Source organism: Salidesulfovibrio brasiliensis JCM 12178 (genome assembly GCF_001311825.1).
Lineage (GTDB): Bacteria > Desulfobacterota > Desulfovibrionia > Desulfovibrionales > Desulfovibrionaceae > Pseudodesulfovibrio > Pseudodesulfovibrio brasiliensis.
The window spans coordinates 1-26,592 of sequence record NZ_BBCB01000022.1; the positions used below are offsets into that span (position 1 = coordinate 1).

Sequence of the window (26,592 nt, forward strand, 5' to 3'; positions counted from 1 at the left end):
CGCGGAGCGGCAGGCGACCCTCGTCAGCGCCCCGCTGGCCCTGCTCTGCCTGATGGCGGTGGCGTTCAGCTTCCTTGCCCCGGTCATCTACACCGGCTGGATCGCACCCATGTTCGCGATGGCACCGTTCACCGTGAGCTTCGGCATTCTCGATTCCGCCATGGGCGGCTTCATGGTCTACCCGCTGTTCATTCTGGTGGGCGTGGCCACGCTGTATGCCTTCCGCAAGGCAATCAAGTCGCCCGGCGTCAAGGTTTCGCGCCCCTACATGGGCGGCGGCAACCTGAACGAGACCGACTTCAACGGTCCCATGGATACGGCGGTCTCCTATGCTGCCGGTAACTACTATCTGGGCGAATTCTTCGGCGAGCACCGGCTGACCTTCTGGGTCAACGCCGCCGCTGGCGCCCTGATCGTTCTCATGATGGGAGGTGCTCTCTAATGGAAGCCGTCATTCTCGCTCTCATCGGACTTGTCGTCGCACCGCTGCTCGGCGGTCTCCTGGCTGGCATCGACCGCCGGGTGACCGCATGGATGCAGTCAAGGCAGGGACCGCCGATCATGCAGGCCTTCTATGACGTGGCCAAGCTCTTCGGCAAGGAACCCATGGTGGTCAACCGCTGGCAGATTTTCTGCGCGTGGACCTACCTGCTGGCCTCGGCCCTGTCCGTAGCCCTGTTCTTCGCACAGGCCGACCTGCTGCTGATATTCTTCGTGCAGGCCGCCGGTGCCGTGTTCATGGTCATGGGCGCGCTGGCCGCAAAGTCCCCCTACAGTCAGGTGGGCGCACAGCGCGAACTCATTCAGATCCTGACCTACGAGCCGTTGCTGATTCTCGTCTTCGCGGGTATGTTCATGGCAACGGGCAGCTTCAACGTGGGCACCATCTTCGCCCATCCGGAGCCGCTGATTGCCAAGCTGCCGCTGCTGTTCATCGTGCTGACGTACGCGCTGACCATCAAGCTCAGGAAGTCGCCGTTCGACTTCTCCACTTCCCATCACGGCCATCAGGAACTGGTGAAGGGCGTGACCACGGAATACTCCGGTCCGTTCTTCGGCCTCGTGGAAGTGGCGCACTGGTACGAGACCATTCTGGTTCTCGGCGTGGCCAGCATGTTCTGGGCCACCAACGTGTTCTGGTGCGCGCTGCTGCTGGTCGGCACCTACTTTGCCGAGATCCTTCTGGATAACGCAACGGCCCGCATGACGTGGCGCTGGATGCTCAAGTACGTCTGGAGCATCGGCCTGCTCATGGCCGTCGTCAACCTCATCTGGCTGCATGCGGGGTAGTACATGCTGAAAAAATTCATCAACAAATCCCGGATAAAGTCGCCGTGGATCGTTCATTTCGACTGCGGCTCCTGTAACGGATGCGATATTGAGACACTGGCCTGCCTGACGCCGCTCTACGACGTTGAGCGCTTCGGCATCGTCAACGTGGGCAACCCCAAGCACGCCGACGTGCTGCTGGTCACCGGAACGGTGAACCACCGCAACAAGAAAGTGCTTCAGAACATCTACGACCAGATGCCCGACCCCAAGGCCGTCATCGCCATCGGCGCGTGCGGCCTCTCCGGCGGGGTTTTCAAGGACGCCTACAACGTGGTCGGCGGCGTGGACAAGGTCATCCCGGTGGACGTGTACGTCCCGGGTTGCCCGGCCAAGCCCGAAGCGATCATCGACGGCGTGGTCGAGGCCCTCAACAAGTTCGCCGAAAAGGCCGAGGCCGCCGGTTAGGCGCTTCGGCAGGGAGACTGTATCGTGAAAGGAAAAGAATCCCCCGTTACCATCGACAATCTGGTCAGCGAGGTCATGCATATGAAAAACGACGGCTACCGCCTCGTGAGCATGACCTGCCGCCAGACCGGCGAGGGCGAAGCGGAGATACTCTATCACTTCGACAAGGACATGGAGTTCGCGCACCTGCGGATGTCCGGCGTGAAAACCGCCGACCCGGTGCCGAGCATCTCCGGCGTCTACTTTGCCGCAATCATCGGTGAAAACGAAATGCGTGACCAGTACGACCTCACCTTCGAAGGTCTGGCGCTCGACTTCAACCGGACCCTGCTCCTCGACAAGGAAGTGTCCGCCGTTACCGTGCCCATGGTCAACAACGTCAAGATCGACCTGAAGGAAGAAGGAGGTTCCAAGTAATGGCAAGAACCGTCATTCCCTTCGGGCCGCAGCACCCGGTGCTGCCGGAACCGCTCCACCTCAAGCTTGTGGTGGAAGATGAAATCGTCAAGGAAGCCGTCCCCGCGCTGGGCTACGTTCACCGCGGACTGGAAAGGCTCTGTGAAATCCGCGACTACAACCAGATGATTCAGGTCTGCGAACGCGTCTGCGGCATCTGCTCCATGATCCACGCCGTCTGCTACAGTCAGGGCATCGAGGAGATCATGGAAGTCGAGGTGCCGGACCGTGCCCGTTTCCTGCGCATCATCTGGTCGGAACTGCACCGCATCCACTCGCACCTGCTCTGGCTCGGCCTCTTTGCCGACGCCTTCGGGTTCGAGTCCCTGTTCATGCAGTTCTGGAAGGTGCGCGAGCGCATCATGGACATCAACGAGGCCACCGCGGGCAACCGCGTCATCGTCTCGGTCAACGTCATCGGCGGCGTGCGCGCCGACCTTTCCGAAGAGCAGCTGCGCTGGATCCTCTCCGAACTGGAGGTCGTGGAAAGCGAAGTCAAGCGCCTCGAAAAGGTTCTGCTGGAAGACTACACCGTATGTGCCCGCACCAAGGCATCGGCGTCATGACTCCCGAGCAGGCCTACGAGCTCGGCGCAGTGGGTCCGACCCTGCGCGGCTCCAATCACGCCATCGACGCCCGCATGACCGGATACGGCGCCTACGCCGATCTGGACTTCAAGCCGGTCGTCGGCCCTGACGGCGACTCCTGGTCGCGCTCCTACGTGCGCTTCCATGAGGTTTACCAGTCCATCGATCTGGTCCGTCAGGCCATCGTGAAGCTGCCGGAAGGCGAGCTGGCCGCCAAGGTCAAGGGCAAGCCCGAGGGCGAAGCCTATGTTCGCGTCGAGCAGCCGCGCGGCGAATGCACCTACTACATCAAGGCCAACGGCACCAAGAACCTGGAGAGGCTGCGCATCCGCACGCCCACGTTCGCCAACGTTCCGCCGCTTCTGGCCATGATGCCGGAGTGCGAGCTGGCCGACGTGCCGGTCATCGTCCTGTCCATCGACCCGTGCATCAGCTGCACGGAACGCTAGGAGGCCATCATGCTGAACATGACACCCAACGTCCTCCGCAACCTGGTGACCAAGAAGGCCACGCGCAAGTATCCCTTTGAGAAGCGTGATCCCTTCCCGGGTTTCAGGGGCGAGCTCTACAACGACATAGACGAGTGCATCTTCTGCGGCACCTGCTCGCGCAAGTGCCCGGCCCAGTGCATCACCGTCGACAAGAAGACCGGCCTCTGGCAGTGCGATCCGTTCCTGTGCGTCTACTGCGGCATCTGCGCGGATACCTGTCCGACCAAGTGCCTGCACTTCCATGACGTCCATCGCTCTCCGGCCACGGAGCGCCAGATGATCGTCATGCACGGCGAACCGCCGAAGCCGAAGAAAAAGGCGAAGAAAGAAGAATAATGACAAGGCCCCACTTCGGTGGGGCCTTTTTTCGGAGAATCATCATGTCCATGGAGTTCTGGGCCGCTTACGTGGCCACCATTTTCGTGGCGTCCATCATTCCGGGGCCGAGCATGTTGCTGGCGCTTGCCCATGGCGTGCGGTACGGGGCGCGCAGGACGATATTCACTGGCCTCGGCAACACCGTCGCCTCCATGCTTCAGGCCGTTGCCGCACTGGCAGGGCTTGGCATGCTGCTTCTGGCCTCATCGTCCCTGTTCCTGTTCGTCAAACTTGCGGGGGCGGTCTATCTGGTCTGGCTGGGTGTTGGGATTCTCAGGAACCCCGAGTGCTTCCGCGCTGAAGAAGTTTGCGCAGGCGATGGCCTTTCCTGTGGCTCCATGTTTATGCAGGGATTCTTCGTGGCGGCAGGCAATCCCAAGGCTGTCATCTTTTTCACGGCACTCTTTCCGCAGTTCATGACCGCCGAGAGCGCGGGACTGACCGGCGCGGCGGCCATGGTCGGGGTGCTTGGAGTCGTGGCCTTTGTCTGCATGATGGTCTATGCACTCGGCGGCGGCCGTCTGGCTCTTCTCTTGCGCAGGCCACGGGTTGCCCGGTGGTTCGGCAGGGGCGTGGGGGCATCGTTCGTTGGCGCGGGCGCGGCCGTGGCGGCCAGCAACCGATAGCGCCGGGGCGTTCGCTTCCGGATCAACTGTCCGATCGGGTCACGCGCTTCATGGCCTGCAATAGTGCGCCCATGTCCACCGGCTTGGCCAGATAGCCGTCCATGCCGGACTCGAGAAAACGCTTACGGTCCCCAGCCATGGCGAAAGCGGTCAGTGCGATGATCGGGATGTCCCGTTTGTCCTCGCCTGCCTTGCCGTCCCGGATGGCTTCCGTGGCCTTGATCCCGTCCATGACCGGCATCTGCACGTCCATGAGGACGACGTCGAACGGTTCTTTCGCCAACGTGTCCACTGCGGCCCTGCCGTCCTGAACCGCGGTTACGGCGCAGCCGTTTTTTTCCAGCAGCCGGGTCATGGCGTGCGCATTGACCCTCTCATCCTCTGCCAGGAGGATGCGCATCCCGTCTATCACTCCTTCCTGTTCTTGCGTAACGGCCGGTTGTGTTTCTTCCTGCGCCGTTTCGGCGTGACGGAACGGGATGCTCACGTAGAAGGTGGTGCCCCTTCCCTCGTCGTTGACCACGCTCATGTTGCCGCCCATCAGGTTGACGAGGCGCGAAGTGATGGAAAGCCCCAGTCCCGCTCCCTGATACTTGCGGTTCAGGCTGCCGTCACCCTGCTGGAAGGGGTTGAACATAATGTTCACCATCCGGTCGGTGATGCCGATGCCGGTATCCCTGACCACGATCAGCACGCGGGTCAGATCGTGCCGTGCAAGAGCGGCGCTGGCGTGGACGGTAATACTGCCGTGTTCCGTGAACTTGATGGCGTTGCCGACGAGGTTGTTGAGCACCTGCAGGAGGCGCGGTTCATCGCCCAGCAGGTGTTCCGGGATTGTCGGGTCGATTTCAAGGCTCAACCGGACTTTTTTCTGCTCGGCGGGCGGCCCGAAGAGATCGATGACGCTCTTCATGGCATCTGCAAAATCGAAGGGCTCCTCGTTGATGTCCATGCGTCCGGCCTCCACCTTTGAGAGGTCCAGAATGTCGCCCAGCAACCGGGTGAGTCGCATGCAGGATTGCACCGCGGTCTCCGCGTAGTCCCGCTGTTCCCTGCTCATGCTCGTGGTCTGCATGAGTTGGAGCATGCCCATGATGCCATTGAGCGGCGTCCGGATCTCATGGCTCATGTTGGCGAGGAATTCGGACTTGGCCCGGCTCGCCTCCTCTGCTGCGTCCCTTGCCTTGCGCAGTTCTTCTTCCATGCGCTTGCGTTCGGTTATGTCCGTATGCGTGCCCACCATGCGCTTCGGGGCGCCGGGAGCGTTTTGCTCAGCGTTCTGGCCCCGGCTGAGTATCCAGCGCCACTTCCCGCTTCTGGTCTTCATGCGGAATTCCGTCTCGAACGGTTCTCCGGTCTTCAGGTGACGACTGAGCAAGGCCCTGAGGGGGCCGAGGTCTTCGGGGTGCACCAGATGATCGAAAAGCTCACGTGTCTGGGGCAGTTCGTTCGGTTCATAGCCGAGCATGGTGTACCAGCGCGGGCTGTAATGGACCTCGTTGGTGTCGATGTGCCAGTCCCACAGGCCGTCATTGGCCGAGCGCATGGCAAGGCTCATCCGTTCTTCGCTTTCCTTCAGCGCCTCCAGCGCTTCCATGCGGTCGGTCACGTCGTCGAAGATGGCGACCACTTCGCCGGAAGGGAGGCGGTAGATGCGGTTTTCGCGCCAGCCGTGACGCTGCATGTCTTTATAGTGAAATGGTGGCAGGTGCTGGGATTCGCCGGTCTTCCATACATATCTGAGTGCATTCAGAAGCCCGGTCCCTTCCATGTTCGGAAAGCATTCCAGAAGGGTGTGGCCCACCACGTCCTCGCGCTTGATTCGAGTTATGATTTCAGCCCGGGGGTTGAGGTCCTTGAAGCGAAAATCCTGTCCTTCCTGGACCCCTTCGTAAACGGCAACGCCGCTGCCCATGTGCTCGAACATGGCACGGAAACGCTCCTCGCTTTCCTGTAACGCCTTTTGCGACTGCACGCGTTCGCTGACATCCTCCAGCGTGGCGATGACCTCGGTGGGGGATTTGCCGGGATGGATGGGGTTGAAGTTGACCCGGATGTGCAGAGTCTTTCCACCTGTGACGGAGGTGTATTGGTCTTCATACCTTGAAGCCCGACCGTTAATGGCGGTCAGGAGCGCATGACTCATCTCCACGGTGCTCTGTCGTACGGTGTTGAAGCCGATGAGCTTCTCCCGGCTGGAGCCCATCATTTCCACAAAGCAATGGTTGCAGTCCACGATGGTCCCTTCGGGTGAAAAGAGCACCACGCCGAGCGGAGAATGCTCGAAGATGGCACGCATGCGTTGTTCGCTTTCGCTGAGTTCGCGGGTGGCTTCCTTGTGGTCCGAGAGGTCGCGAAGCGCCGTGACCCGCAGGGGAACGCCGTCATGAATGGTCATTTTCCCCTGAATTTCACAAGGGAAGGTGCTGCCGTCCTTGCGAAGGGCGGTCACTTCGTATGGCTTTTCGTAACCTTCCCGAATGTGCCTGATGACGGTCTCCCGGTCATCGGGGTGTATCCAGTCGGTTCCCATTCGTCCTATTGCTTCCTCGTCGCTGTAGCCGAACATTTCCTGCGCCGCCCGGTTCTGGCCCACGCAGCGTCCGGCCTCGGAGAGAAAGATGGCTTCATAGGACGCTTCAGAGAGCAGCTTGCAGTGGTCGCGGTCCATTTCCGGTTCGTCGCTGCCTTCGCAGCTGGGCGAATCGATGAGCAGCATGGCGCATGGGGCTCCGTCGAGGCTGACTGGAATGATGTCCACATAGGCGCGACAGTCCCGGTCCGCCTTTGCCGTCCGAAGATTCAGGCGGGAAGCGGTTGCAGTCCCCGTTGTTGCCTCGGCGATGGCTTTGGCGAGCGCAGGGCCGGTATTGTCATGAAACAGGTCGTCGGGCGCAGAACCCTCAAGCGGCAGGTCACAACCTGAAATGGCGGAGGCCATTTCGTTTGCCATGACTATTTCGCCGTCGCGGATGAGAACGGCGCCCTTCTGTGCGGAGTCCATGAGCGCCATTACGGATTTGATCGCGTTGGCGTCGTATTGATGTGTTCCGCTGCGGTCCTGTTGCATTGTCCCCTCGGGTTCGACGTAGGTGTTGGTGCAGAAGACAACAATAGCCCATTCTCGGTATTTTGCCATTAGTTCCTTGGACGAAAGGGAAATTGGTCCCGTTTACCTCGCAGCGAAAGCCCTGTATGACCGACCCATGCCCGGAGTGCAGAACATAACCGTCACCAAGGCCGAGGCCGGACAGAAGCTCTTGCAGTTTTTACAGCGCCGCGTGGGCAGGGATGTGCCCAAGTCGGCGGTCATGAAGTGGATTCGCAAGGGCGAGGTCCGGGTGGACAAGGGACGGAAAAAGCCGTTCGATCGTGTCCGCGAGGGGCAGACCGTTCGCATCCCGCCGCATCATGTTGCGGAAAGCGAGTCTCGGGAGCCGGTCCGGACCCTGTCGATCGTGCATGAGGACGAGCGCATTGTCGTGCTGCACAAGCCTGCCGGGCTGGCGGTGCACGGCGGTGACGGAATAGAGGATTCCGTGGCCGGGCGACTGCGCGCCATGTACGCAGACGCGCCGTTCATGCCCGGGCTGGCACATCGTCTGGACCGGGACACCACGGGGCTGCTCGTCGCGGGGAAGAGTTACGAAAGCCTGCGCCGATTGAACGACGCTTTTGCCAATGGAGAGGTCGGCAAGCTCTACCTTGCGCGGGTTGCGGGACGGTGGCCGCACGATGGCACGGTCCGGGTGGAGGACCGCATGGAGAAGCGGGGTAAGCCCGGCAGTGAGCGGGTCCGGACGGGTGAAGGGAAAGCGGCGGCAGCGGATGTGACGCTGCTGAAAGCGGACGAGCGTTCAAGCCTGCTGGCAGTGCGGCTGCTCACAGGACGGACGCACCAGATCCGGGTCCAGCTTGCCTCGCGAGGGCACGCCGTCCTTGGCGACGGGAAATATGGCGACTGCGCAAAAGGCGCTCTTCAACTCCACTGTTTTGGCCTGAAACTCCCAGACGGGGAGGGCGGTGAGCTGACGATTCAGGCGGCACCGGACTGGGAAGGCGGCGACGCGGTAGGGGCGGCGGAAATGGAAGCCGCCCGCGAGTTGTTGCGCCACTTGCCTCGGGACGCCGGTAAAGGTATTGTCATGTAAAACCACCACCCGGAGGAAACCGTGAAACGCGTTTTACCCGTCCTTTGCCTTCTGTTCATTTGTTCTGCCGTGCTGCTCTCCGGCTGCGCCGCTCCCTACAAGGCCGCCGTGGATGAACGCGATCTCGGCACCATCTACAATGACGAAAAGATTACCTTTCAGGTAAAGCAGGCCTTTCTTGAGGACGACAGTGTCAAGTACATGGACTACGATGTGGCCTCCTATGAAGGCCATGTGTACGTCGTGGGCGAGTACACTTCCAAGAAGCAGGCAGACAGGGCCGTTTCGCTCGCCAAGGGCGTCAAGGGCGTACGGCGGGTGACGAGCTATCTTCTTCCCAAGCGCGAGCTTGCGGACTGCGGCACCACCGACAACCTTGAGTTGATGGCCTCCATCAAGCAGAAGCTCATCAAGGACGAGGACATCTGGTCCACCAACGTGGACGTCTACATGGTCCAATGCAAGGCGGTCATCCTCGGCATCGTCGGATCCGCTGCCGAGCGTGACAAGGCGCTGGCCCACGTCCGAAGCGTCAAGGGCCTCAAGGGCGTCAAGTCCTACCTCAAGGTCAAATAGTCCTCGGGGCCGTTCATGAAGAAAAGGGACATTGCCGCACTGCGCACCTTGCTCTGCGGGATGTCCCTCGTTTTTTTTCTGGCCGGGTGCGCCTACGTTGAGCCCTACATCCCGGACTTCGGCGACAGCGAACCGATCCGGACCAAGGGCAGAGCCGGAGTCAAGGCCTCGGCGGTCATCAAGACCGCACGCACCCAGATCGGCAAGCCCTACCGCTGGGGCGGTGAGTCTCCGTCGGCAGGATACGACTGCTCCGGCCTTATCTGGTGGGTCTACCGGCAGCACGGCGTTTCGGTTCCCCGGGTCTCATGGCAGCAGTACTCAGCGGGAATCTTTGTCGACAAGAACGACATTCGTCCCGGAGACCTCATCTTTTTCCGGATAACCACGGGCAAGAGCCTGCATGTGGGCATCGTGACGGAAAGGGGCACCTTCATCCATTCGCCCCGCTCCGGCAGCAGGGTCATGGAATCTTCGCTCGATAATGATTTCTGGCGTGAACACTACGTTGGCACGCGTCGGGTTCTCTGACTCTCCTGTCAACAGTGTTTTCAACAGTTCTGGAAAGTCGGTTTTCTTTTCGGGTGACTATGCGCAATTCGTCAAAATCGGCTGAATGTCCTTGCGATATGAAGAAATTGAGGAACAAGGAGATTCCCCTATTGGAAAATGGACGCTGCTAAGGTATAGCCCTCACTTATGGATTTCGACAGGTTTTTAGAGGAGTGCGGCGACCCGCACATGCTCGAACGACTTTTTCAGGTTGAGCGTTATGCTTGGCTGGCGCTTGCTCAGGGGCTTGCCGCCGTCATCAGCATCGACGGCGAAATCGAGGACGTCAATCCCTCCTGGGAGCGCGTGACCGGGCACGAGCCGGAGACCCTGCGCGACTCCTACCTTCTCGAATACATCCATTTCGAGGACCGCGAAAAGGCGCTCGGTACCATGCAGCGGCTCATCACCTCGGACATCGGCTCCACGTCCTTCTCCTTCCGGTTCCTCGACACTTCGGGCGGCCACAAGCTGCTCAACTGGGAAGCCATCTATTCCCCGGACCACAACGCCTATTTTTGCGTGGCCAACGAGGTCGGGGATGCTGCCAATATGGAAGTTCTGGCATTTCGTGACGGTCTCACCGGGGTGCGCAACCGTCTCGCGCTGGAGCGCGACCTGCCCATGGTGGTGGACCGGGCCCGCGACCGCGGGGGCTGCGTGCTCATCTATTTCATCGACCTTGACGGGTTCAAGGAAGTCAACGACACCCTCGGCCACAAGGCCGGAGACACGCTGCTGGCCCGCGTGGCCGAGCGGCTGCTGGCCTGTGTCGCAGAAGAGGGATCGGTGTATCGCATGGGCGGAGACGAGTTCATCGTCCTGCTCAACCGCTGCAACGGCAAGACCCATGCAGAAGACATTGCCAGCGACATCGTGCGGCGTGTCGGGGAGACATACGTTGTGGCGGGGCGCGAAGTGACGATAGGCGCAAGCGTGGGGGGCGCCTGCTTCCCGGCAAACGCCTCTTCGGTTCAGGAGCTGGTGGATAAGGCCGATCAGCCATGTACGAGGTCAAGGCCTCGGGCAAGAACGGCTACCGTTTCCACCATGAGTCCACCTGCCTGAAGGAAGGATAGACTTCACCAAGGGCACACTCTCTGTGCCTGAAATCATAATGGAATTCATGTCCATGCGGTCCGCCGCCGCCCCGCAGGAGGCAGGGCGGCAGGGGCTCCGCATGGCCGTTGCTAGCAGATGAGGGCGATCTTCCTGAGAACGTACTCCCGTCCGTACTCGTCAGCGATGCTGTTTATGCGTTGCAGGAATTCTTCACGTTTTTCTCATCCAGCGCATCTTCTTCCGGAATGGAAAAAACATCCACGATTTCGTTCCAGTCAAACCAGCAAGGTGTTTCGTTTTCGTTCATGATACGCCTCCTTGCGGCCTGTGCCGCTGAATCATGATTTCTTTGCCGCAGTCTTTGCGGACTTGGCCTTGGCGGCACCGCCGCTTTTGGCCGAGGTCTTGCTCTTGGTCGCTGTGGTCTTTTTCGCGGCGGTCTTCTTGGGCGCACTCTTGGCCGGCTCTTTGTTGGCGACAGCCTTTGGGGCCGCCTTTGCCGGAGCCGCGGGGGAGGACTGCTTCTTGTCTTCCTTGCCTTCTTCGGGGGTGGCCGCTTCAGGCTTGGCTTTCGCAGAGTCCTCTGCCGGGGCATCCTTCACGCTTTCGCCCGAGGTTTCCTGCGCCGCAAAAACAGGTTCCTTGCCGCTGATGACGAGGTCCCCCTCGCCGTCATCGGTCCAGGAAATCTCGAAGCTGAACTTCTGCTTGTTCTTCTTGGTTTTGGCTCCCAGTTCCATGGTCACCGTCTCGCCGGGCGTCATGGACACGTACTCCGTGCCTTTCTGGACAACGACCTTTCCGTCCTTGAGGCTTTTGAGCATATCCTCAAGGTAGTCGATCGCCTCCTGATAGGGCAGCGTGATCTTGACGTCGAGTTTCTGTTTTTCCATGTCCAAGCCTCCTCGCTCTTGTTAAAATGCGATTATGTCAGCGAAAGCAGCACGGCGGCGAGCGTGTCGCCGTCAATGTACGGCGCGCTCTCTTCGGTGACGAGCGTACTGTCGACCACCTTCACGCCGAGCCGCTCGATTGCGTCGATGTCGATCCCCCCGGGGTACTCGCCATGCTCGGTGTCCACGATGACGTATCCCAGCACATCCGCGCCTTCAGGTGCTCCGCTCTTTTGCAGGTAGCGTTTGAGCTGTTCCACCTGATCGGCCACGCCGAGGCCGAAGGCCTCCGGATCGTAGCCCGTGTTGGGGACAAAGACCTTGGGGCAGGTGTTTTCCGCCACCGCCTTGCCCACGCCCTGCGGCAGCAGGTTCGCCACCACGCTGGAATAGAAGCTCCCGATGGGATAGCAGATGAGGTCCGCTTCGGCGATGCGGTCGCGCACCTTGCTACGGATGTATGCCTGCTTGGGCGTCTCGTCGTCGAGGGTGTCCGTGAGCCAGACTTCCTCGATGGGCGATGCCAGCGGGGCCACTTCCTTTCCGGTCATGCGGTGCTGGCCCACGATGACGCTGCCGTCCTGCAGGCGCGCGGCAAGGTGCATGTTCTTGTTCACGATGGGCCGCACCACGCCGCAGACCTGCACCAGTTTGGAGAAGATGAAGATCACCGGGTCCATCTGCCGCCGGTTGCTCAGGTAGCCCGCGGTCAGCACGATGTTGCCCACGCTGGCACCCTTGAGGTCAAAGTCCCCGGGCATGGATTCCAGAAACTGGTGGAAGTTGTTGCGGATGATCTTGCGCATGGGGTCCGGAATCCTGCGCACCAGCTCGTGCTTGCCGCTGGCCATGGATTGAAGCTCCTCGCAGAGTTCGTCCTGCGTGGCCTTCTTGGAAAGGCGGTGCACGAAGAGGTCGAAGATTTCCGGGTTGCCCTTAACCGACTGGTCCGCAAGCGACATGAGCCGGTTGCGGATGTCGCCCACCGCGAGCATGCCGAAGGCTTTTCGCAGCACGGCGGAGCTGCCGCCGGAGTCAAAGGGCGTGATGAAGTGGATGGAGTTGTGCGTATAACGGATCAGCGCGCGCGATACGCCGCGAAGCGCGGTCCCGCCGCTGAAAAAGAGAATGCGCGGGCCGAGTTCCGGCGCTCGTCTGTAGCGTTCGATCTTCAGGCGGTCCGGAATCGCCGCCTCGCGGGTGATGCTGATGCGCATGGCCTCTCCGTTACTGTTCACTCACTTCGCCCGTTTCCATGTACTTGAGACACACCTCGGAAGCCCGGTCGAAATCCACCCCGCCGGAAATCTCGATGAGGTCGGCGTGGGCGAGGAGCTCCGCGTAGGCGTCGGCATCCGGGTCGTCCCTGCGCGCGGGATCGTCCGGGAGGTAGAACAGGCCGGTGGCTTTCATGAACGCCGGGAGGAGGTCTTTTCGTTCATGCGGGTCCACCTTGGCTACCTTCATGGGGCCTGCCTCGCGCTCCCAGTTCAGGATCACAAGGCCGTCCATGCCGCTTCGCAGTTCGAATTTGCCGGGGCCGTAGCACTCGTCGATGAGCGCGTCGTACTTGTGCTCGAGCTGCCAGAGTTCCTCCTTGGGCATGGAGAGAAATTCCTCGCGCAGGTCTTTTTCCACGATGTTGCAGAGGTCCGGGTTGTTCAGGGCCGTGCCGGGGTTGATGCGCGGCTGCTTGGCCACGCCGTACATGGTCAGCCCGGAGCCGTCGCGTTCCACCATGACCCGGTCGTTACTCAGGAAGGTGGTTCCCCGGCTCATGAGGTGCAGGGCCAGCGTGGACTTGCCCGCGCCCGAGAACCCGGCCAGGGAGATGCCGCGTCCGTTGTGGATGACGCCCGCGGCGTGGCCGAGGAAACCGCCACGGTTGAGCTTCCACTCGATGAAGCGGTTGTTGATGAAATTGATGACCTGATTGCTGTTTTCCAGACACGGGCCGACAGCCACGTTTTCGCCCTCGCCGAAGATGAAGATCATGCCGGTGAGGCGTTTCTTAACGATGCGTCCGCCCGGCAGGTCCACCCACTCTTCCTTGATCTTGGTCTTGCCGGGATCAGGCTGCTTGACCGTGAACTCGAAGTCCATGTCCGGGGTTGCGGCTTCATGGGCCGTGACCGTGATCTCGGGCGTGCCGGACGTGGTGACGAACTCCTTGAAATAGTCGGCCAGCGCCTCATGCAGCGCATCGGTGCTGCTCTTTGCGGCGATGATGCAGCCGCCGAAGTCGAGCAGCAGCTCCTTCTGCGCGGGCACCGCGTCCTTTACCTGTGCGGCCAGTTCGCTTCTCGTGGTTCCGGTCAGTTTCATTTCGCCACCTTCTTCATGACGTACTCGACGTACCGTTCGGCGGCGTCGATGCCGCTGGTTTCCTGAATGCCCCTGAATCCGCCGAAAGCAGAGACCTCGAAGACGAAGGGACCGTCGTCGGTCATGGCCACGTCCACGCAGGTGAAATCGAGGTTGAAGCGCGCCTGCGCCCGGCGGGCCAGTTCGATCACTTCCGCAGGCGGTTCATACGCGCGGTACTTGCCGCCGGACTCGGTGGTGGTGTTCCACGCGCCGTTGGTCTTGCAGCGGGCGTAGGTGGTCAGGTATTCGCCGCCGAGGAAGGCGATGCCGAGGTCCAGATCGCCCAGCTCGATGGTCTTCTGGATGTACATGATCGGGTTTTCGGCCCTGTATTCCTCAATGGCCTTGCGGGCGTCCGGTCCGTCCTTGAGGATGAACATGCCGCGGGCCTTGGAGGTGTAGAGCGGCTTGAAAACGGCCTCGCCGTATTCGGCCACGGCGTGCAGGGCCTGATCCACGCTCTCGGTGATGGTGGTAGGCGGCATGGGGATGTCTTCAAGCTGCAGGGTGATGGTGCAGCTCAGGCGGTCCAGCACCCGCAGAATGGACAGCGGGGAGCTGAATATGGGCAGCCCGCGCTCGGCGAGGTAGCGCAGCACCTCCAGCCTGTCGAGCAGGTCCGGGGAGTAGCGCGAGCCGATCTTCTTGATGATCAGCGCGTCGAAGTCCTTGAGGTTGTGCCCGTTGTAGTACGCATCGCCCGAGGCAGATCGAGGCGCACCTGATCCATGCCGATGAGCACGCGCTCTCCGGTCTTTTCCGCCACGGTATCGGCCAGCTTCTCCGACGACCAGCCGCCCTTGGTTCCGATCACTCCGATTTTCACAAGAATGCTCCTCGTCTTGGTCTAATAGTAGAGGATGTCCGTGGGCAGGGAGAAGTTTTCCCATTTGCCGTCACGGTAGTGGTAGATTTTCTCCAGCAGGAACATGGCCCTGTTGTACATCTCCTTGGCGAACTTGAAGTTCAGCTCGAAACGGGTGGAGGTGTAGAACGAGCGGGCCAGCGCAAAGGCCATGCGGGCCTCGAAGGTCGTGTCCCCGTGCTGGTCGGCAAACCCTTTGGTAAAGGTGTAGAATTGCCGGATCACGCTGTTGATTCGCGCCCGGTGGTTGTCCTCGAAGACCGGCATGCGGAAGTTGGAGATGAGGAACACCGAGGCGTCCTGAACGTAGTCGAAATCGCGGGAGCGGTACAGGTCGATGTAGTGCACCTGCTGGGCCTCGTGATTGTAGACCACGTTGTTGATGTTGAAGTCGCCGTGGATGAATACCGAGAAGGGCGCTTCCAGCTCGTCCTCGATGTCCGCACAGTGGCTGAGCAGCTCTTCGGTGGAGCGCACTTCGGAGGACCCGAGTGACTTGGGCATCCTCCAGAACTCCGGGTGCATCTGCAGCACGCTTTCCAGCCGCGACTGGATCTGCCAGATGTAGTTGGTCTTCACCGGGAGGTTTTCCAGCGTGGTGGTCCATGTGTCGAGCACCGTGCTCTCGAAGATGAAGAGGGCGTTCCTGAGGAACTCGTCATCGCCGGAGAGCACCACCTCGTCGAGCGTGCAGCCGTTGAGGAACTCCACGAGCATGGAACCCTTGTCCGACTCCTCGTGGAAGCCGTACACGTCGGCCACCAGACCCGGAAAGAGTGATTTCCAGCGGTTGATGCTGGCCCGCTCCTTGCGGATTTTTTCCAGATTCCCTTCCTTGTAGATGCTGCCCTGCGGGCGTGGCGAAGGGGAACCGTCGCGCTGCTCGACCTTGCCGATGCGACAGCCCGAACGGGTGCCCCAGATGGCCCGGAAGTCGATGTCCGCGAAGGAGTCGCTGAACCCGGACTTGCTGAGCGTCTGCTGCAGGGCGTCGAACTGTTCGATTTTGATGCGCTCGCCGAGCAGGGAGAAAATGATGGCCTCACCGATGTTCAGCAGCGCATCCCCCACGCGCTCGAAGTAGCGGAAGATGAACAGGACCGTGATCAGGCTTTGCGCGTCACGGCCCATACCCATTTCATTCAGGATTCTGTCGAAGTTGGTCTTGTAGATGGCGTCCAGTTCCGGCTCGGCCTTGCAGATGTTGAGCGCTTGGACATGTCTTCCTCATGGAAGGCCGGCCGGATGGCCGCAAGGCTCTCGAACGTGATCTCGAAGATTTCCTCGAAACTGTAGCGGGCAATGAACGACTGGTCGTCCAGATATCGCATCTGCTTGACGATGTTGACGAAATAGTCCGCAATCTTTTCGAGGTTGACGCAGATGACCTGCACCGCCCGGATCTTGTTGAGCTGGTTTTTGTCCAGATTCTTGTCCGAGTGGATGCGCGAGAAGCACTTGTTCTCGATGATCGTCTTGAGGTTGTCGATGTAATCGTCCCTCGACGTGATCTTGGTAAACCCCTTCCGGGAAGGGGTTTCCATGAACCGCTGGGTCGCGCGGGCCTGATTGTCGACCTCGAGCACGAGAAACTTGAAGTTCTCGTCCAGTCCTTCAAATGTGATCATGGCCTACCGGACCTTCAACGCTCCCGGCTCGCCTTCCTTGGGGCCGGTGGTCTGCTTCCAGTTGATCTTGATCGAGAGCTTGTTCTCGTTTCCTTTCTTCTTGGCCTTGACCGTGAAGTTGAGCAGGCCCTCGGGACGCAGCACGATCTCGTCGCCGTTGGTGGCGAGAGCAATGTCGCCCTTGCGGAAGCCTTCCGTGAGGGAGCCGAGGAAATCGCCGATGGATTCGCAATCCTGAAGGGAATCGAAAAGGAACTTTTCTTCTGACATGATGATACCTCTATCCTGCTAAACGTTCTTTGTATTCTCTGATGACGGAGCGCCTGCTGATGCCGTTGACGATGAGCTTCTTGCGGATGCTCAGGTCGTCCCAGGCGGGCTGCACGCCGATCTCGCGCGCGGCCTTGGCAGTGTCCTGCTGGTCGAGCGGCTTGGTCTTTTCACCCATGTGGCAGTCGTCGCCCATGAAGATGAGCATGTCGCGCTCGTGGTTTCTGCGCCGGGAGTTCTGCTCGTTGACCACCGAGATGAGGAACTCGGTGTACTCCTGCGACTGCGGGTTCCAGACTTCGATGCCGTCCACGTCGTAGTTGCGAAGAAGGATGGGCCAGAACTGCTCGGGGTGGGGGATGACCACGCACCCGCCGAGTCCGCGAACCTCTTCGATGATCTCGCTGGCGCGGTAAAAGAACTTCAGGTTGAAGCCCTGCTTGACCAGCTTCTTGACCGCCTTGAGATACGCCTGCACCCTGTCCACGGCGTTGTCGCCCAGCTCGGGGCGCATGCTGTCGAACCAGTTGCGCAGCAGCTTGTTCTTGACGGACAGGCGGGGCACGTTGGTCCATTCGTCGTCAAGGAGCTGCTGGATTTTGCTGACGTTGATGCGCACGAACTCGATCAGTTCCTGATCCGCGCCGGTGGAACGGGCGGCCTTGTTGATGCGCTCCTCGTGCGGCGAGGTGATGGTGTGCATGAAGTCGAAAAGCTGGGACGAGCGATACTTGAAGGTGTGAGCCAGCATGGATTTCAGCACGCCCGCCTCCTTCACCTTGTCGTTGGTGAAGTGCAGCAGCAGCTGGACCTTGCGGTGGAATCCGCTGGCGTAGCAGTCCACCTCGACGCCGGAATGGCCGTCGTAGCTCATCAGCACGTTGTGCTGGGTGGGAATGAGCAGCTCCTCGTCCCGATTGGGAAAGGTGGCGTCGATGCGCTTGCGGATGTGCTCCATGGGCACGAACTCCGGGTGCCAATGCACGGCCAGCAGGGCTTCCTGCCGGACGTGCACCTTGGCTGGCGTCAGCACCTGTTCCACCTGCCACGGCTCGAGGTCCACGGAGACCACCCGGAAGAACCGGCTGCGGTCGTCCTCGGTAATCTCTTCACTCGCTTCAGCAGGGAACTGTCTGCATTCCACTGTATTGTCGTCCTTCTTGATCAACTTCATGGGTCTCACTCTGGGTCTTGTATTTCAGTCGTATTTGGCGTGGCAGCGGCCTTTCTGGTTTGCCAACTCGTCCACAGCGGCCTTGAGCCGCTCCATGTCTTCGGCCTTGTAGGCCTCGGCGAACTCGGCGCACGCCTTGGTGTAGTCCTCGTAGTATTCATCGCCGTATCCGGGATAGGCGACCATCAGCTCGGAGTCCTCCAGGAAGGAGTCCACCGCCTCCTTGGGCGGGAGCGTCTCGTCGTGCGTCATCTTGACGATCATCTTGAAGCTGCGTTTCATGCGCTTCTTCAGATCCTTGTATTTGGGCTTGGCTGCGACGCCTTCCCCGGCCGGGGCGGTTTCCGCTTCCTCGCCGGTCGCGTCGCATTCGCGCTCCTGCTTGATCTTGGCCTTCACGGCCATCTGGCCGAACTCGTTCTTGATGCTGATTTTGACTTTCTTGAAGTCCTCGAAACAGGCCAGCTCTTCACTGCTGCTGCCTTCGATGGCATCGGCGATCTCGCGGAAGAAGGTGATCAGGTCCTTCTTCTCAATATACTTTTCGATTTTGATTTCCTTGCCCATTTGTACCTCCATTGTGGTGAGGGGAACTGGTTTGATAGCACCTGTGTGAACAGGATATCAATACAGGACACGGAAACGTAACATAACTTCGTGTGTCCGGTACAGAGTTGGAATAATGAAAGATGCGGAAAATAATGTGTCCATTTCGTGTCGATTGTATGTGCGGAGCGCAAACCAACGGAAAAGCCCTCCCGTCCATCAGGACGGGAGGGCTTTTGATGCAAGTATTCAGAGTGGTGGGTACTAGTCGTCCCAGTCGCCTTCCGGGCCCTTGTCCGTGTCGATTTCCTTGGCGCGGGCACGGATCTTGTCTTCGGTCCACTCTGCGGGATCGGTGAACTGCTCGACCTTGGGGCCGAGGTCGTGGGATCCGGCCTCGATGAGCAGGTCGCAGGCGATGTCTGCGGTGCCTTCTGCATTGAAGACGTTGACCAGCATGTCGTAGATGAAGTCTTCGATAGCCTTGGCCATGCGCTCGCGGATTTCGCGCGGCTCGCCCTGCAGACGACGCTCGAAGGGCTGGTTCAGCTTCTTGTAGTCGCCGCCCTTGAGGCCGTTTGCATCGGCGTACTCAAGAATTTCCTGCCACAGCTCTTCGCTCATGCCCTTGCCTTCGACCTTTTCGAAGCGGCCGTCGGTCATGATGGCGTTGCCGTAGTCGTTGACCTTGACGCCGAAGCCGATCATCTGCAGCGCGGTGGCCACGTTGGCTTTGGTGGTCTGGGTCTGTGCGGCGATTTCGCGCAGGCGCTCGGAGTCGTTGCCCGAGGTGCCGTGCTGCGCGCCGGAGGTGCCGAAGGGCTTCAGGGCTTCGTGGATGTCGGCGGTCAGGTCCACCTGAATGCCGCCGCCCGTGGCTTCGATGCCGTGGGTGGTGCCGTTGTTCAGGGCGATCCAGTCCGGGCAGATGCCGTGGGCGTTGAGGCCTTCGATGAGGAATTTGGCTTCCACCGGGGTGGACAGGCCGTGCTTGCCCTTGATCTCGCCCACTTCGGTTTCGTACCCGGCCCAGCCGGGGATGACCGGGTTGAGCTCGATGTTCGCCAGCAGGTTCTGGTCGTCGGGAATGTGGGAAGCATCCACGGCGATGGAGGTAATGCCTGCGTCGAAAAGTGTGGGGATTTCGCGCTTGGCAACGGCCACGTCGTCCCACTTCTTGATGACGTAGTGGTCGGCGTGGATGGCCACCGGGATGGTGATGCCGTATTGGTTGCACAGGGCGTCCACGCGGCGGGCCAGGTTCCACATGGTGGTGGGGCAGTACGTGGACTCGCTGCGTGCGATTTCGAGGATGATGGCGGCATTGGCGCGCTGGGCCGCCTTCAGGGCACCTTCGATGACGAAGATGTTCCTGCCGTTGGCGGCGATGGTCATGCACTTGCCCTTTTTGCGGCAGGCGCGGTCAATGGCCTTGCCGCTGACGATCAGCGCCCTGGAATTCGGGAAGAGTTCCCTGACGTTCGGCGGACGACCGACCGCCAGTGCCTGTTCGAATTTATTCTGGGACATGCCCTATATCCTCCTCAAAAGTAATGATTGGCGTACAAAGGCCCAACTAAATACGAAACCCCGGGAAAAGTCAAAGAGCATCCCGGGATTTCATGAGCACGCATGTGTCGTGCAGGCTACATCATTATGGCTGCGCCGTCGGTCTTTTCCGCCTTGCGCTGCTCGGGGTTGGGTTGCAGGGTGTACCCGAGCTCGCGGGCCATGAACTCCAACGCGGCAACATTCTGTGTCACCTTTATGATGTCGAACATGGTCTCTGCGCCGAGCTTCGCATGTGTGTCGAAGGGGTTGAGTTCGCGCAGAAGCGTTGAGTAGGGCTTGTTGATTCTCCGACACACGTCCTTGGCAGCAATTCTTCCGTCCAGAACCGCGTCCTGCATTTTCTTGGTCAGATTCTTTTCAAACATTGTCTCCACCCTCCAGTGCTTTTGAAAAAAAGAGGCTTATTTCAGAGGTAGCACAGTCCGAGAAAAATCGTCAAACCGGGTAGAGAAAAAAACAGCGGCAGGGGGCAGAATATAACAGGTCGCGAGGATGGACGGGGCCAAAAGAATCACTTTTTGAGCAGTGATTTGACAGTATTGAGGAGTTTTTGCGGCGTAACGGGCTTGCTGATGATTGCGTCGGCGGGGGGCTGGTTTTCGTCTTCGGAGAGTACGCTGAGGATTATGACCGGGGTTTCCCGCAGTGTTTCATCCTTGCGAAGCCACTCAAGGGTTTCCCGGCCGTCCATGCCGGGCATGACGATGTCCATGGTAATGAGGTCCGGGGTGTGTTGGCGGGCCATGCGCAGCGCGGAACCGCCGTCGGACGCCGTGATGGTGCGGTAGCCCGCACGGCGCAGCAGGTTGGAGAGGTAGTGCCGCTGGCCCGAGTCGTCGTCCACGATGAGCACAAGCGGTGCGGCCTCGTCTTCGCTTTCCGGATGCAGCACCTTGTCGCTGGGGATGAACAGCAGCGGCAATTCGATGATGACTGCCGTTCCCTTGTTCAGTTCGGACTCGGCCCAGATGTGGCCGCCGTGGTGCTCTATGATGTTGCGGCTGATGGCCAGCCCGAGGCCGGTCCCCTGAAGGGTGGACCGCAGCGTGTCGCCCTGGCGAACCTGCTGGAACTTGTCGAAAATGGAGTGCAACTCCTCACGGGGGATGCCGCGGCCCGTGTCGATGACCTCGATGCGGATCAGCCCGTCGCGCGTGGCGTATGCTCTGACCCTGACCAAGCCTTTCTCCGTGAACTTCCCGGCGTTGCTCAGCAGGTTGATGAGCACCTGCGTCATGCGGTCAGAGTCCGCGTGCAGCAGCGGCAGGCCGGAGTCGATCTCCACCTTGAGGTCCACATCCGGCTTGCTGGTGAACTGGCCCATGACGAGGCTGACCGAGTTGTTGATGAGCTCTTCCACGTCCACTTCGCGGTACTGCCAGTCCACCTTGCCGGACTCGATCTTGTTCAGATCGAGCACGTCGTTGACCAGCCGCGTCAGGCGGTCGCCTTCCTTTTCCACCACCTGCAGGTTCTTGACGATGCGGTAGGCCTTTCGTTCGAGCTTCGGGTCGTCCTTGCAGGTTCCGGCAAACGAACGCTGGAACTCCTTGCGGATGAGCTTGGCGAAGCGAGGATGGAGGTCAGCGGTGTGCGCAGTTCGTGGGAGACCGATGACAGGAACGAGGACTTCATCCTGTCGAGCTGGCGCAGGCGGTGGTTGGCCTCTTCCAGCTCACGGGCCTTGATGAACAGGTCGTGGGTGCGTTCCTCCACGGTCTTTTCCAGCGTGGCGTTCAGATCGGCCAAGGCCTTCTCCGCCCGCAGCCGTTCGGTCACGTCCTGGAAGGTGGAGTCGATGAGCGTGTACTCTCCGTTCTGGTCCATGCTTACCTGTGCGTGCAGCATGATCCAGATGCGTTCCCCGTCCTTGCGGACCATCTCCATCATCCGGCCGCTGATGCGAGCGCCTTGGTGCAGCTTGCCGAGAAATTCCTCGCGCTCTTCAGGGTGGGCATAGACCTTGCGAATGTTGGCGTCCGTCTCGCGCAGCAGTTCTTCAAAGGAGTCGTAGCCGAAGATGGAGGCCGCTGCCGGGTTGGCTATGAGAATGCGTCCGTCCGTGGAGGTTTGAATGATGCCTTCCTGCGCCCGTTCGAAAATGCTGCGGTACTGCTGCTCGGCTATGCGCAGCGCCTGCTCGGCGAGCTTGCGTTCCGTGATCTCCTCGTTAAGGGACTTGAGGCCGTCCTTCAGCCGGGAGGTCATGTCGTTGAAGGTTCGCGCAAGCGTACCGAGTTCGTTTTCTTCGGCATAGGCGATGTGAACGTCGAGGTCGCCTTCCGCAACCTTGCGGGCCGCGCTCGTGAAGGTGCGAAGCGGCCTGACGAAACGCCGGGAGTAGAGATACGCCAGAAGTGCCGCCGCGGTGGCCAGAATGAGCAGGGCGATGCAGGTGGCCTTTATCATGGCCGTGCGAGGGGCGTAGACTTCGGCCTGCGGCATCTCGACCACAAGCCTGAGCCCGAGGCTCGTCACCGGGGAGACCGTGCCGAGGACTTTTTCCCCGTACAGACCGACATAGGGATCGGGGCGTGCGCCATAGCCGAGCGAGCGGGCGATCGTTTTCTGCAGTTCCGGCGCCTCGAGCGGCTCCAGTCTCGGATCGCCCTCGGCGTCAAGCGCGATGAGGAAATCCTTGTCATCCACGATGTATCCGTAGCCGGTTTTGCCGATGGGCAGGTCGCCGAGCACCAGCATGAGGTACTTGAGGCTGACCTGTGCCCAGAGGACGCCTGCGGCCTTGCCGCTTTTGTCGCGCACCGGGACGGCTATTTCAATGGCGGGGGTTTCGGTGCCGGGCAGAACGGTGAGCGGGCCGATGGCGTTGAACCGGGACTTGGCCGCAAGCCGGAACACCGGGTTTCGGTGCAGCATGTCCGGGACACGGTCCCAGTCGCCGACCTTGGCGAGCAGTTTGCCGTTGAGGTCGGCGATGCCCGCTGCATGGTATGCCTGATTCAGTCGGGAGAGGCCTTCAAGGAGGCTGTGCATGGAGTCCCGGTGCATGTTGATGAGGCCCGGGATGCTGGCAAGGTAGTTGAGGCGGTTGAATAGGCTTTCCGAGTAGCCGTTGATGCGCTCGGCGGCGAGGCGGGCCTCAAGGTTGAGGATGCGTTGCCTGTCTCGGGTGGAGTAGTCGTCGGCAATGGTCATGAGCAGGGCGCCGGATGCGAACGCGGCGACAACGGCCAGTGCGATGAAGCCGTATGTCAACTGCGACGCTATTGATCTGAATCCCCTGAACAGGCGCATTGCCTTCGGTTCCTCCTCGGCTGTCAGGTGTTTTCCCTTGTCTTTTGATTAAACCAGTTTCTTTTCTTCGTCATCATATTCCTGTGCGGCCGAGGCTTCCTGCGGCAGAGTGAAATGCATGGTGAGGACATTTACGTCTTCCTGCCGTTCATAGCGTATTTCGTCGGCCATCTTCTGGATCAGAAAGACGCCGAGGCCGCCAATGGTGCGGTGGTCCACGTCTTCATGCGTGTCCGGCGGCCCTTGCCCGGTCGGGTCAAAGGGGATGCCGTGATCCACGAACCGCAGCCGGAAGCGCCTGCCGTCAAGGGCGCAGTCCGCCTCCACGGTGCCGCCGCCTTCGGAGTAGGCATAGGATGCTATGTTGATGAAGACTTCCTCGACCACAAGCTCAAGCTTTGAACGCAGGGAGTCAGGCACTCCGAGGGCCTCGGCCCGTTCGAGCACGAAGTGTTGAATCTTGCTGAGATTGTCTCGGGAAGCGCTGACGCGGAATGTGGATGTTTGGTCCACGCATCAGTCCTTGATCGCGTCGTCCCGCGTGTCGAAGACCGGGAACATGGAGGAGAATCCCGAGATGGAGAAGACCTCTTCCACCATGCCCTCAAGGCCGCAGAAGCGGATTTCGCCCTGCTGCCCCTTGAGCTTCTTGGCGGTCGCCAGAATGCTCCTGAGTCCGGCGGAGCTGATGTATTCGAGCGCGCTCATGTCAGCCACCATTTTCAGTTCTCCCGACTGGATGAGGCGTTCGCATTCCTGCTCGAATTCGGGAGCGGTAACGGCGTCCATGCGCCCGGCCGGTACAACGACCATGAACGCTCCCTGTTTCTCGTTCTTGAAATCCATTTGGTTGTCTCCTTATGGTTCCTGAGGCCCGTCGCCGTTGAAGCGCATGGCCAGCATGGTGATGTCGTCGGATTGCTCGGCCCCGCCCGTGAACTCCTTGATGGAGGCGTCCACCGACGTCACTATCTCCGCGGCGTTCTTTCGGGCGTACCGTTTCATGTGCTCCATGAGCCTGTCTTCCCCGTAGAGCGTGCGCTCGTTGTCCATGGCCTCGGTGACACCGTCCGTGTAGAGGAAAATGGTGTCGCCCGGCGAGAGCTGCAGCGTTTTCGTGGAGTAACTCATGCCTTCAATGGGGCCAGCCACCGGTTCCTTGAGCGGCGGAATCCATTCGGCCTCGCCGCTGCGGATGAGGATGGGCGGGTTGTGCCCGGCGCTGCCGTATCTGACCTCGCCGGTATGGATGTTCATCACGCAGAGGAAGAGCGTGACGAACATGCAGGACTCGTTTTCCTCGGCCAGATCGTTGTTGACCTTTTCCAGCGCGGCGCCGGGGTCGAGCCCGCGTTCGCAGATGACCTTCAGCAGGGTCTTGGTCACGGCCATGAAGAAGGCCGCGGGAACGCCCTTGCCCGAAACGTCGCCGATGAGGAAGCAGAAATGGTCGTCATCCACGAAGAAGAAGTCGTACAGGTCCCCGCCCACTTCCTTGGCCGGTTCGATGGATGCGTAAATGTCGAACTCCGGCCGGTCCGGGAAGGCCGGGAACAGCTTGGGCAGAATGCCCATCTGTATCTCGCGCGCAATGCGAAGCTCGGATTCGATGCGCTCCTTGCTGGCCGTGGTTTCGGTGAGGTCTTTGATATACGTTTTGAGCGAGGTGCGCATGTGGTTGAAAGAGTCCGCCAGATCGCCCACTTCGTCTTCGGTTTCAATGGTCGGGATTTCCGCGTCGAGGTTGCCTCCGGCGATCTCCATGGCCGAGTCCGATAGCTGGCGCACCGGGCGCGAGATGCTTCTGGCAATCCAGAGCATGGCCCCGGTCAGCAGCAGGAAACCCAGCGCGCCGATGACGATGATGTCGCGAAGCAGGGTGTTCACGCCTGCCAGCACCTCGTCCTTGGGGAACAGGATCGCAAGCGACCAGCCGCCAACCGGCAGTGCTGTGTAGTAAAGGAAGCTATCCACATTGCCCCGTATCGACTTTCTGAACATGAAGCCGGTTTTTCCGGCGATCATGTCTTGTCCGATTTCCCTGATGGCCGGTTCCTCGCGGTCTTCGGCGAGGGAGAAAATGGTCTGGTTCAGGACCAGCTCGGAGATGGGGTGGTGGATGTAGGTGCCGTTTCTGGAAAGGATCACCGAGTAGGCCGATTTGGAAAGCCGGATTTCGTCCATCACATCGCGCAGCCAGTCGAGCGTGATGTCCGCGGTGCAGACACCAGCCAGCACGCGTTTGCCGTTTTCGCTGCGGTAGAAGGGCACGGAGTAGGTCGCCATGAGCGCGTCGCCGCCGCCTTCATCGAAATATGGCTCGGTCCAGACGGCCCGGCCCAGCACCTTGGGCAACTGGTACCAGTCCATGTAGAAATAGCGGTAGCTGGTGCCGCCCAGCATGGTAAACTCGATCCCGTCCTTGCCCCGGTAATGGTACGGCGAGAAGAAGAGTTCCTCCTGATCGTGGCGGTAGGGTTCGAACGCGATGGCCACGCCGTAGATGTCCTTGTTGCTCTCGACCATCCTGCGCGAAAGGGTCACGATTTCGTCCGTGGTCAGCGAGGCGTCTTCAAGAGCCAGCGCGAGGTTGTCCACGGCCTTCTGGATGGGCAACACCACCGAGGCCACCCGGTTGGCGGCACGTTTGCCCACGTTGCGGGCGTTGGTTTCCGCGGCTTCGCCGATGATCTTTCGGGAAACGTCGTAATTGTAGACCAGCACAGCGGCGAAAATGATGAAGGTGCTCGCAAGGGCCAGCGCGGAAATCTTGAAGGCTATGCCGCGTTTCATTGCAGCACCTCCTTGCGGAAGTCGGCGTAGGCCGGGCTGGTGCGGATGAACCCGTTTTCGCGCAGGGCACGGACAGTGAAGTCGTAGTCGGCCTCGCGCAGTTCGATGCTCAACGAGCCGTCCCGGAACTCGAAGAGTTTTTCGATTTCATCGAGCATCCAGCGTTGGTGCGACAGGGCGAAGGGGATGTGTGCGCTCTCCATTTCTTTTTGGACGTATTGGAGCGCTTCATCCTTGTGTTTAAAAGCGTATGCCCAGCCCTCCATGGTGGCCTCGACCACCTTGCGGCATAGCTCGGGCTGTCGCCGTGCGGTTTCCTCAAGGGCGTACAGCCCGTCCTCGGGAAAATCGAGGCCTATGTCAGCAAAGTGGAAGACGGTCAGGTCCTTGAAGTCGATGCCGTAGGTGTAGAGCCGATGGTATTCGTTGTAGGTCATGGCTGATGTGGCGTCCACGCCGCCGAGGAGGAAGAGGTCCAGCGACGAGCCGGTGGGCACGACCTTGACGTCGATGTGGCTGCGCCGGAACAGGGCGCGTGGCTGGAGTTGGAACTCGTTGGCCCACAGGCCGACCTTGCGGTTGTAAAGATCGAAGATGCCGTTGATCCCGGAAG

27 protein-coding genes and 2 pseudogenes are annotated in these 26,592 nt (G+C 60.3%); 11 read left to right on the forward strand and 18 right to left on the reverse strand.

Annotation, left to right across the window (positions count from 1 at the left end; all coding sequences use genetic code 11):
* From JCM12178_RS18670 to JCM12178_RS07640, 7 genes and pseudogenes are all read left to right on the forward strand, one after another.
* The coding region (locus tag JCM12178_RS18670) for a putative NADH:ubiquinone reductase complex subunit (RefSeq protein ID WP_500799072.1) at positions 1 to 442 on the forward strand (442 nt) is incomplete at its 5' end.
* Complete coding sequence (locus JCM12178_RS07615; RefSeq protein WP_054650199.1) at positions 442 to 1,290, forward strand: respiratory chain complex I subunit 1 family protein; 849 nt, start codon at positions 442 to 444, stop codon at positions 1,288 to 1,290. The genes JCM12178_RS18670 and JCM12178_RS07615, both read left to right, overlap by 1 nt.
* Before the next feature lie 3 nt (positions 1,291 to 1,293).
* Positions 1,294 to 1,737, forward strand: coding sequence for an NADH-quinone oxidoreductase subunit B family protein (locus tag JCM12178_RS07620; protein WP_054650201.1), 444 nt, complete (start codon positions 1,294 to 1,296; stop codon positions 1,735 to 1,737).
* Between the two features lie 24 nt (positions 1,738 to 1,761).
* On the forward strand, positions 1,762 to 2,154 hold the full coding sequence (locus tag JCM12178_RS07625; RefSeq protein WP_054650203.1) for an NADH-quinone oxidoreductase subunit C: 393 nt from the start codon (positions 1,762 to 1,764) through the stop codon (positions 2,152 to 2,154).
* Positions 2,154 to 3,229 (forward strand): annotated as a pseudogene (locus JCM12178_RS07630) (hydrogenase large subunit). The gene JCM12178_RS07625 and the pseudogene JCM12178_RS07630 overlap by 1 nt, the downstream one beginning before the upstream one ends.
* A gap of 9 nt (positions 3,230 to 3,238) precedes the next feature.
* The gene (locus JCM12178_RS07635; RefSeq protein ID WP_054650205.1) at positions 3,239 to 3,607 is read left to right on the forward strand and encodes a 4Fe-4S binding protein; all 369 of its coding nucleotides are present in this window, start codon (positions 3,239 to 3,241) and stop codon (positions 3,605 to 3,607) included.
* A gap of 44 nt (positions 3,608 to 3,651) precedes the next feature.
* A complete protein-coding gene (locus tag JCM12178_RS07640) occupies positions 3,652 to 4,275 on the forward strand; it encodes a LysE family translocator (RefSeq protein ID WP_054650207.1) in 624 nt (207 codons plus the stop codon).
* A 22-nt stretch (positions 4,276 to 4,297) separates the two neighbouring features.
* Here JCM12178_RS07640 and JCM12178_RS07645 read toward each other — a convergent pair whose 3' ends face one another.
* The gene (locus JCM12178_RS07645) at positions 4,298 to 7,414 is read right to left on the reverse strand and encodes a PAS domain-containing hybrid sensor histidine kinase/response regulator (protein ID WP_054650209.1); all 3,117 of its coding nucleotides are present in this window, start codon (positions 7,412 to 7,414) and stop codon (positions 4,298 to 4,300) included.
* 67 nt (positions 7,415 to 7,481) lie between these two features.
* Between JCM12178_RS07645 and JCM12178_RS07650 the strand changes: the two genes are divergently transcribed.
* The 4 genes from JCM12178_RS07650 to JCM12178_RS07665 all read left to right on the forward strand — a co-directional run bounded on the left by JCM12178_RS07650 (position 7,482) and on the right by JCM12178_RS07665 (position 10,622).
* Positions 7,482 to 8,426: an RluA family pseudouridine synthase gene (locus JCM12178_RS07650; RefSeq protein ID WP_054650211.1), complete on the forward strand. Its 945-nt coding sequence runs from the start codon at positions 7,482 to 7,484 to the stop codon at positions 8,424 to 8,426.
* A gap of 21 nt (positions 8,427 to 8,447) precedes the next feature.
* A complete protein-coding gene (locus JCM12178_RS07655) occupies positions 8,448 to 9,002 on the forward strand; it encodes a BON domain-containing protein (RefSeq protein ID WP_054650213.1) in 555 nt (184 codons plus the stop codon).
* 15 nt (positions 9,003 to 9,017) lie between these two features.
* A complete protein-coding gene (locus tag JCM12178_RS07660; protein ID WP_054650215.1) occupies positions 9,018 to 9,533 on the forward strand; it encodes a C40 family peptidase in 516 nt (171 codons plus the stop codon).
* A 210-nt stretch (positions 9,534 to 9,743) separates the two neighbouring features.
* Positions 9,744 to 10,622 (forward strand): sensor domain-containing diguanylate cyclase, encoded by an 879-nt coding sequence (locus JCM12178_RS07665; protein WP_245628669.1) that lies wholly within the window; start codon positions 9,744 to 9,746, stop codon positions 10,620 to 10,622.
* A gap of 332 nt (positions 10,623 to 10,954) precedes the next feature.
* On the opposite strand, the gene JCM12178_RS07670 is transcribed toward JCM12178_RS07665, so the two are convergent.
* From JCM12178_RS07670 to JCM12178_RS19550, 17 genes and pseudogenes are all read right to left on the reverse strand, one after another.
* The gene (locus JCM12178_RS07670) at positions 10,955 to 11,509 is read right to left on the reverse strand and encodes an amphi-Trp domain-containing protein (protein WP_054650217.1); all 555 of its coding nucleotides are present in this window, start codon (positions 11,507 to 11,509) and stop codon (positions 10,955 to 10,957) included.
* 32 nt (positions 11,510 to 11,541) lie between these two features.
* Positions 11,542 to 12,726, reverse strand: coding sequence for a GAK system CofD-like protein (locus JCM12178_RS07675; RefSeq protein WP_054650219.1), 1,185 nt, complete (start codon positions 12,724 to 12,726; stop codon positions 11,542 to 11,544).
* A gap of 10 nt (positions 12,727 to 12,736) precedes the next feature.
* Positions 12,737 to 13,834: an HprK-related kinase B gene (locus JCM12178_RS07680; protein ID WP_054650221.1), complete on the reverse strand. Its 1,098-nt coding sequence runs from the start codon at positions 13,832 to 13,834 to the stop codon at positions 12,737 to 12,739.
* Positions 13,831 to 14,702, reverse strand: a pseudogene (locus tag JCM12178_RS07685) (GAK system ATP-grasp enzyme). The gene JCM12178_RS07680 and the pseudogene JCM12178_RS07685 overlap by 4 nt, the downstream one beginning before the upstream one ends.
* 21 nt (positions 14,703 to 14,723) lie before the next feature.
* Entirely contained in the window at positions 14,724 to 15,944 is a 1,221-nt protein-coding gene (locus JCM12178_RS07690) for a PhoU family transcriptional regulator (protein ID WP_369404476.1), read from the reverse strand.
* A complete protein-coding gene (locus tag JCM12178_RS20755; RefSeq protein ID WP_369404475.1) occupies positions 15,884 to 16,369 on the reverse strand; it encodes a PhoU domain-containing protein in 486 nt (161 codons plus the stop codon). The genes JCM12178_RS07690 and JCM12178_RS20755 overlap by 61 nt, the downstream gene beginning before the upstream one ends.
* 3 nt (positions 16,370 to 16,372) lie before the next feature.
* Entirely contained in the window at positions 16,373 to 16,639 is a 267-nt protein-coding gene (locus JCM12178_RS07695) for an amphi-Trp domain-containing protein (protein WP_054650223.1), read from the reverse strand.
* Positions 16,640 to 16,649: 10 nt separating this feature from the next.
* Positions 16,650 to 17,813, reverse strand: a complete 1,164-nt coding sequence (locus JCM12178_RS07700; RefSeq protein WP_054650224.1) for a PHP domain-containing protein — start codon at positions 17,811 to 17,813, stop codon at positions 16,650 to 16,652.
* 24 nt (positions 17,814 to 17,837) lie between these two features.
* Positions 17,838 to 18,380, reverse strand: coding sequence for a GAK system XXXCH domain-containing protein (locus tag JCM12178_RS07705; RefSeq protein ID WP_054650226.1), 543 nt, complete (start codon positions 18,378 to 18,380; stop codon positions 17,838 to 17,840).
* 243 nt (positions 18,381 to 18,623) lie between these two features.
* A complete protein-coding gene (locus JCM12178_RS07710; RefSeq protein ID WP_054650228.1) occupies positions 18,624 to 19,889 on the reverse strand; it encodes a class II fructose-bisphosphate aldolase in 1,266 nt (421 codons plus the stop codon).
* A gap of 116 nt (positions 19,890 to 20,005) precedes the next feature.
* A complete protein-coding gene (locus JCM12178_RS07715) occupies positions 20,006 to 20,296 on the reverse strand; it encodes a phage regulatory CII family protein (RefSeq protein WP_054650230.1) in 291 nt (96 codons plus the stop codon).
* A gap of 146 nt (positions 20,297 to 20,442) precedes the next feature.
* Complete coding sequence (locus tag JCM12178_RS07720; RefSeq protein ID WP_054650232.1) at positions 20,443 to 21,396, reverse strand: hybrid sensor histidine kinase/response regulator; 954 nt, start codon at positions 21,394 to 21,396, stop codon at positions 20,443 to 20,445.
* The gene (locus JCM12178_RS07725) at positions 21,369 to 23,186 is read right to left on the reverse strand and encodes a cache domain-containing protein (RefSeq protein ID WP_054650235.1); all 1,818 of its coding nucleotides are present in this window, start codon (positions 23,184 to 23,186) and stop codon (positions 21,369 to 21,371) included. The genes JCM12178_RS07720 and JCM12178_RS07725 overlap by 28 nt, the downstream gene beginning before the upstream one ends.
* Before the next feature lie 48 nt (positions 23,187 to 23,234).
* The gene (locus JCM12178_RS07730; protein ID WP_054650237.1) at positions 23,235 to 23,699 is read right to left on the reverse strand and encodes an ATP-binding protein; all 465 of its coding nucleotides are present in this window, start codon (positions 23,697 to 23,699) and stop codon (positions 23,235 to 23,237) included.
* 3 nt (positions 23,700 to 23,702) lie between these two features.
* Entirely contained in the window at positions 23,703 to 24,032 is a 330-nt protein-coding gene (locus tag JCM12178_RS07735; RefSeq protein ID WP_054650239.1) for an STAS domain-containing protein, read from the reverse strand.
* 12 nt (positions 24,033 to 24,044) lie between these two features.
* Entirely contained in the window at positions 24,045 to 25,979 is a 1,935-nt protein-coding gene (locus JCM12178_RS07740) for a SpoIIE family protein phosphatase (RefSeq protein ID WP_054650241.1), read from the reverse strand.
* Positions 25,976 to 26,584 carry an ABC transporter substrate-binding protein gene (locus tag JCM12178_RS19550; RefSeq protein WP_083465805.1) on the reverse strand — a complete coding sequence of 203 codons (609 nt, stop codon included), beginning with the start codon at positions 26,582 to 26,584 and terminating at the stop codon, positions 25,976 to 25,978. The genes JCM12178_RS07740 and JCM12178_RS19550 overlap by 4 nt, the downstream gene beginning before the upstream one ends.
* Positions 26,585 to 26,592: the final 8 nt, after the last annotated feature.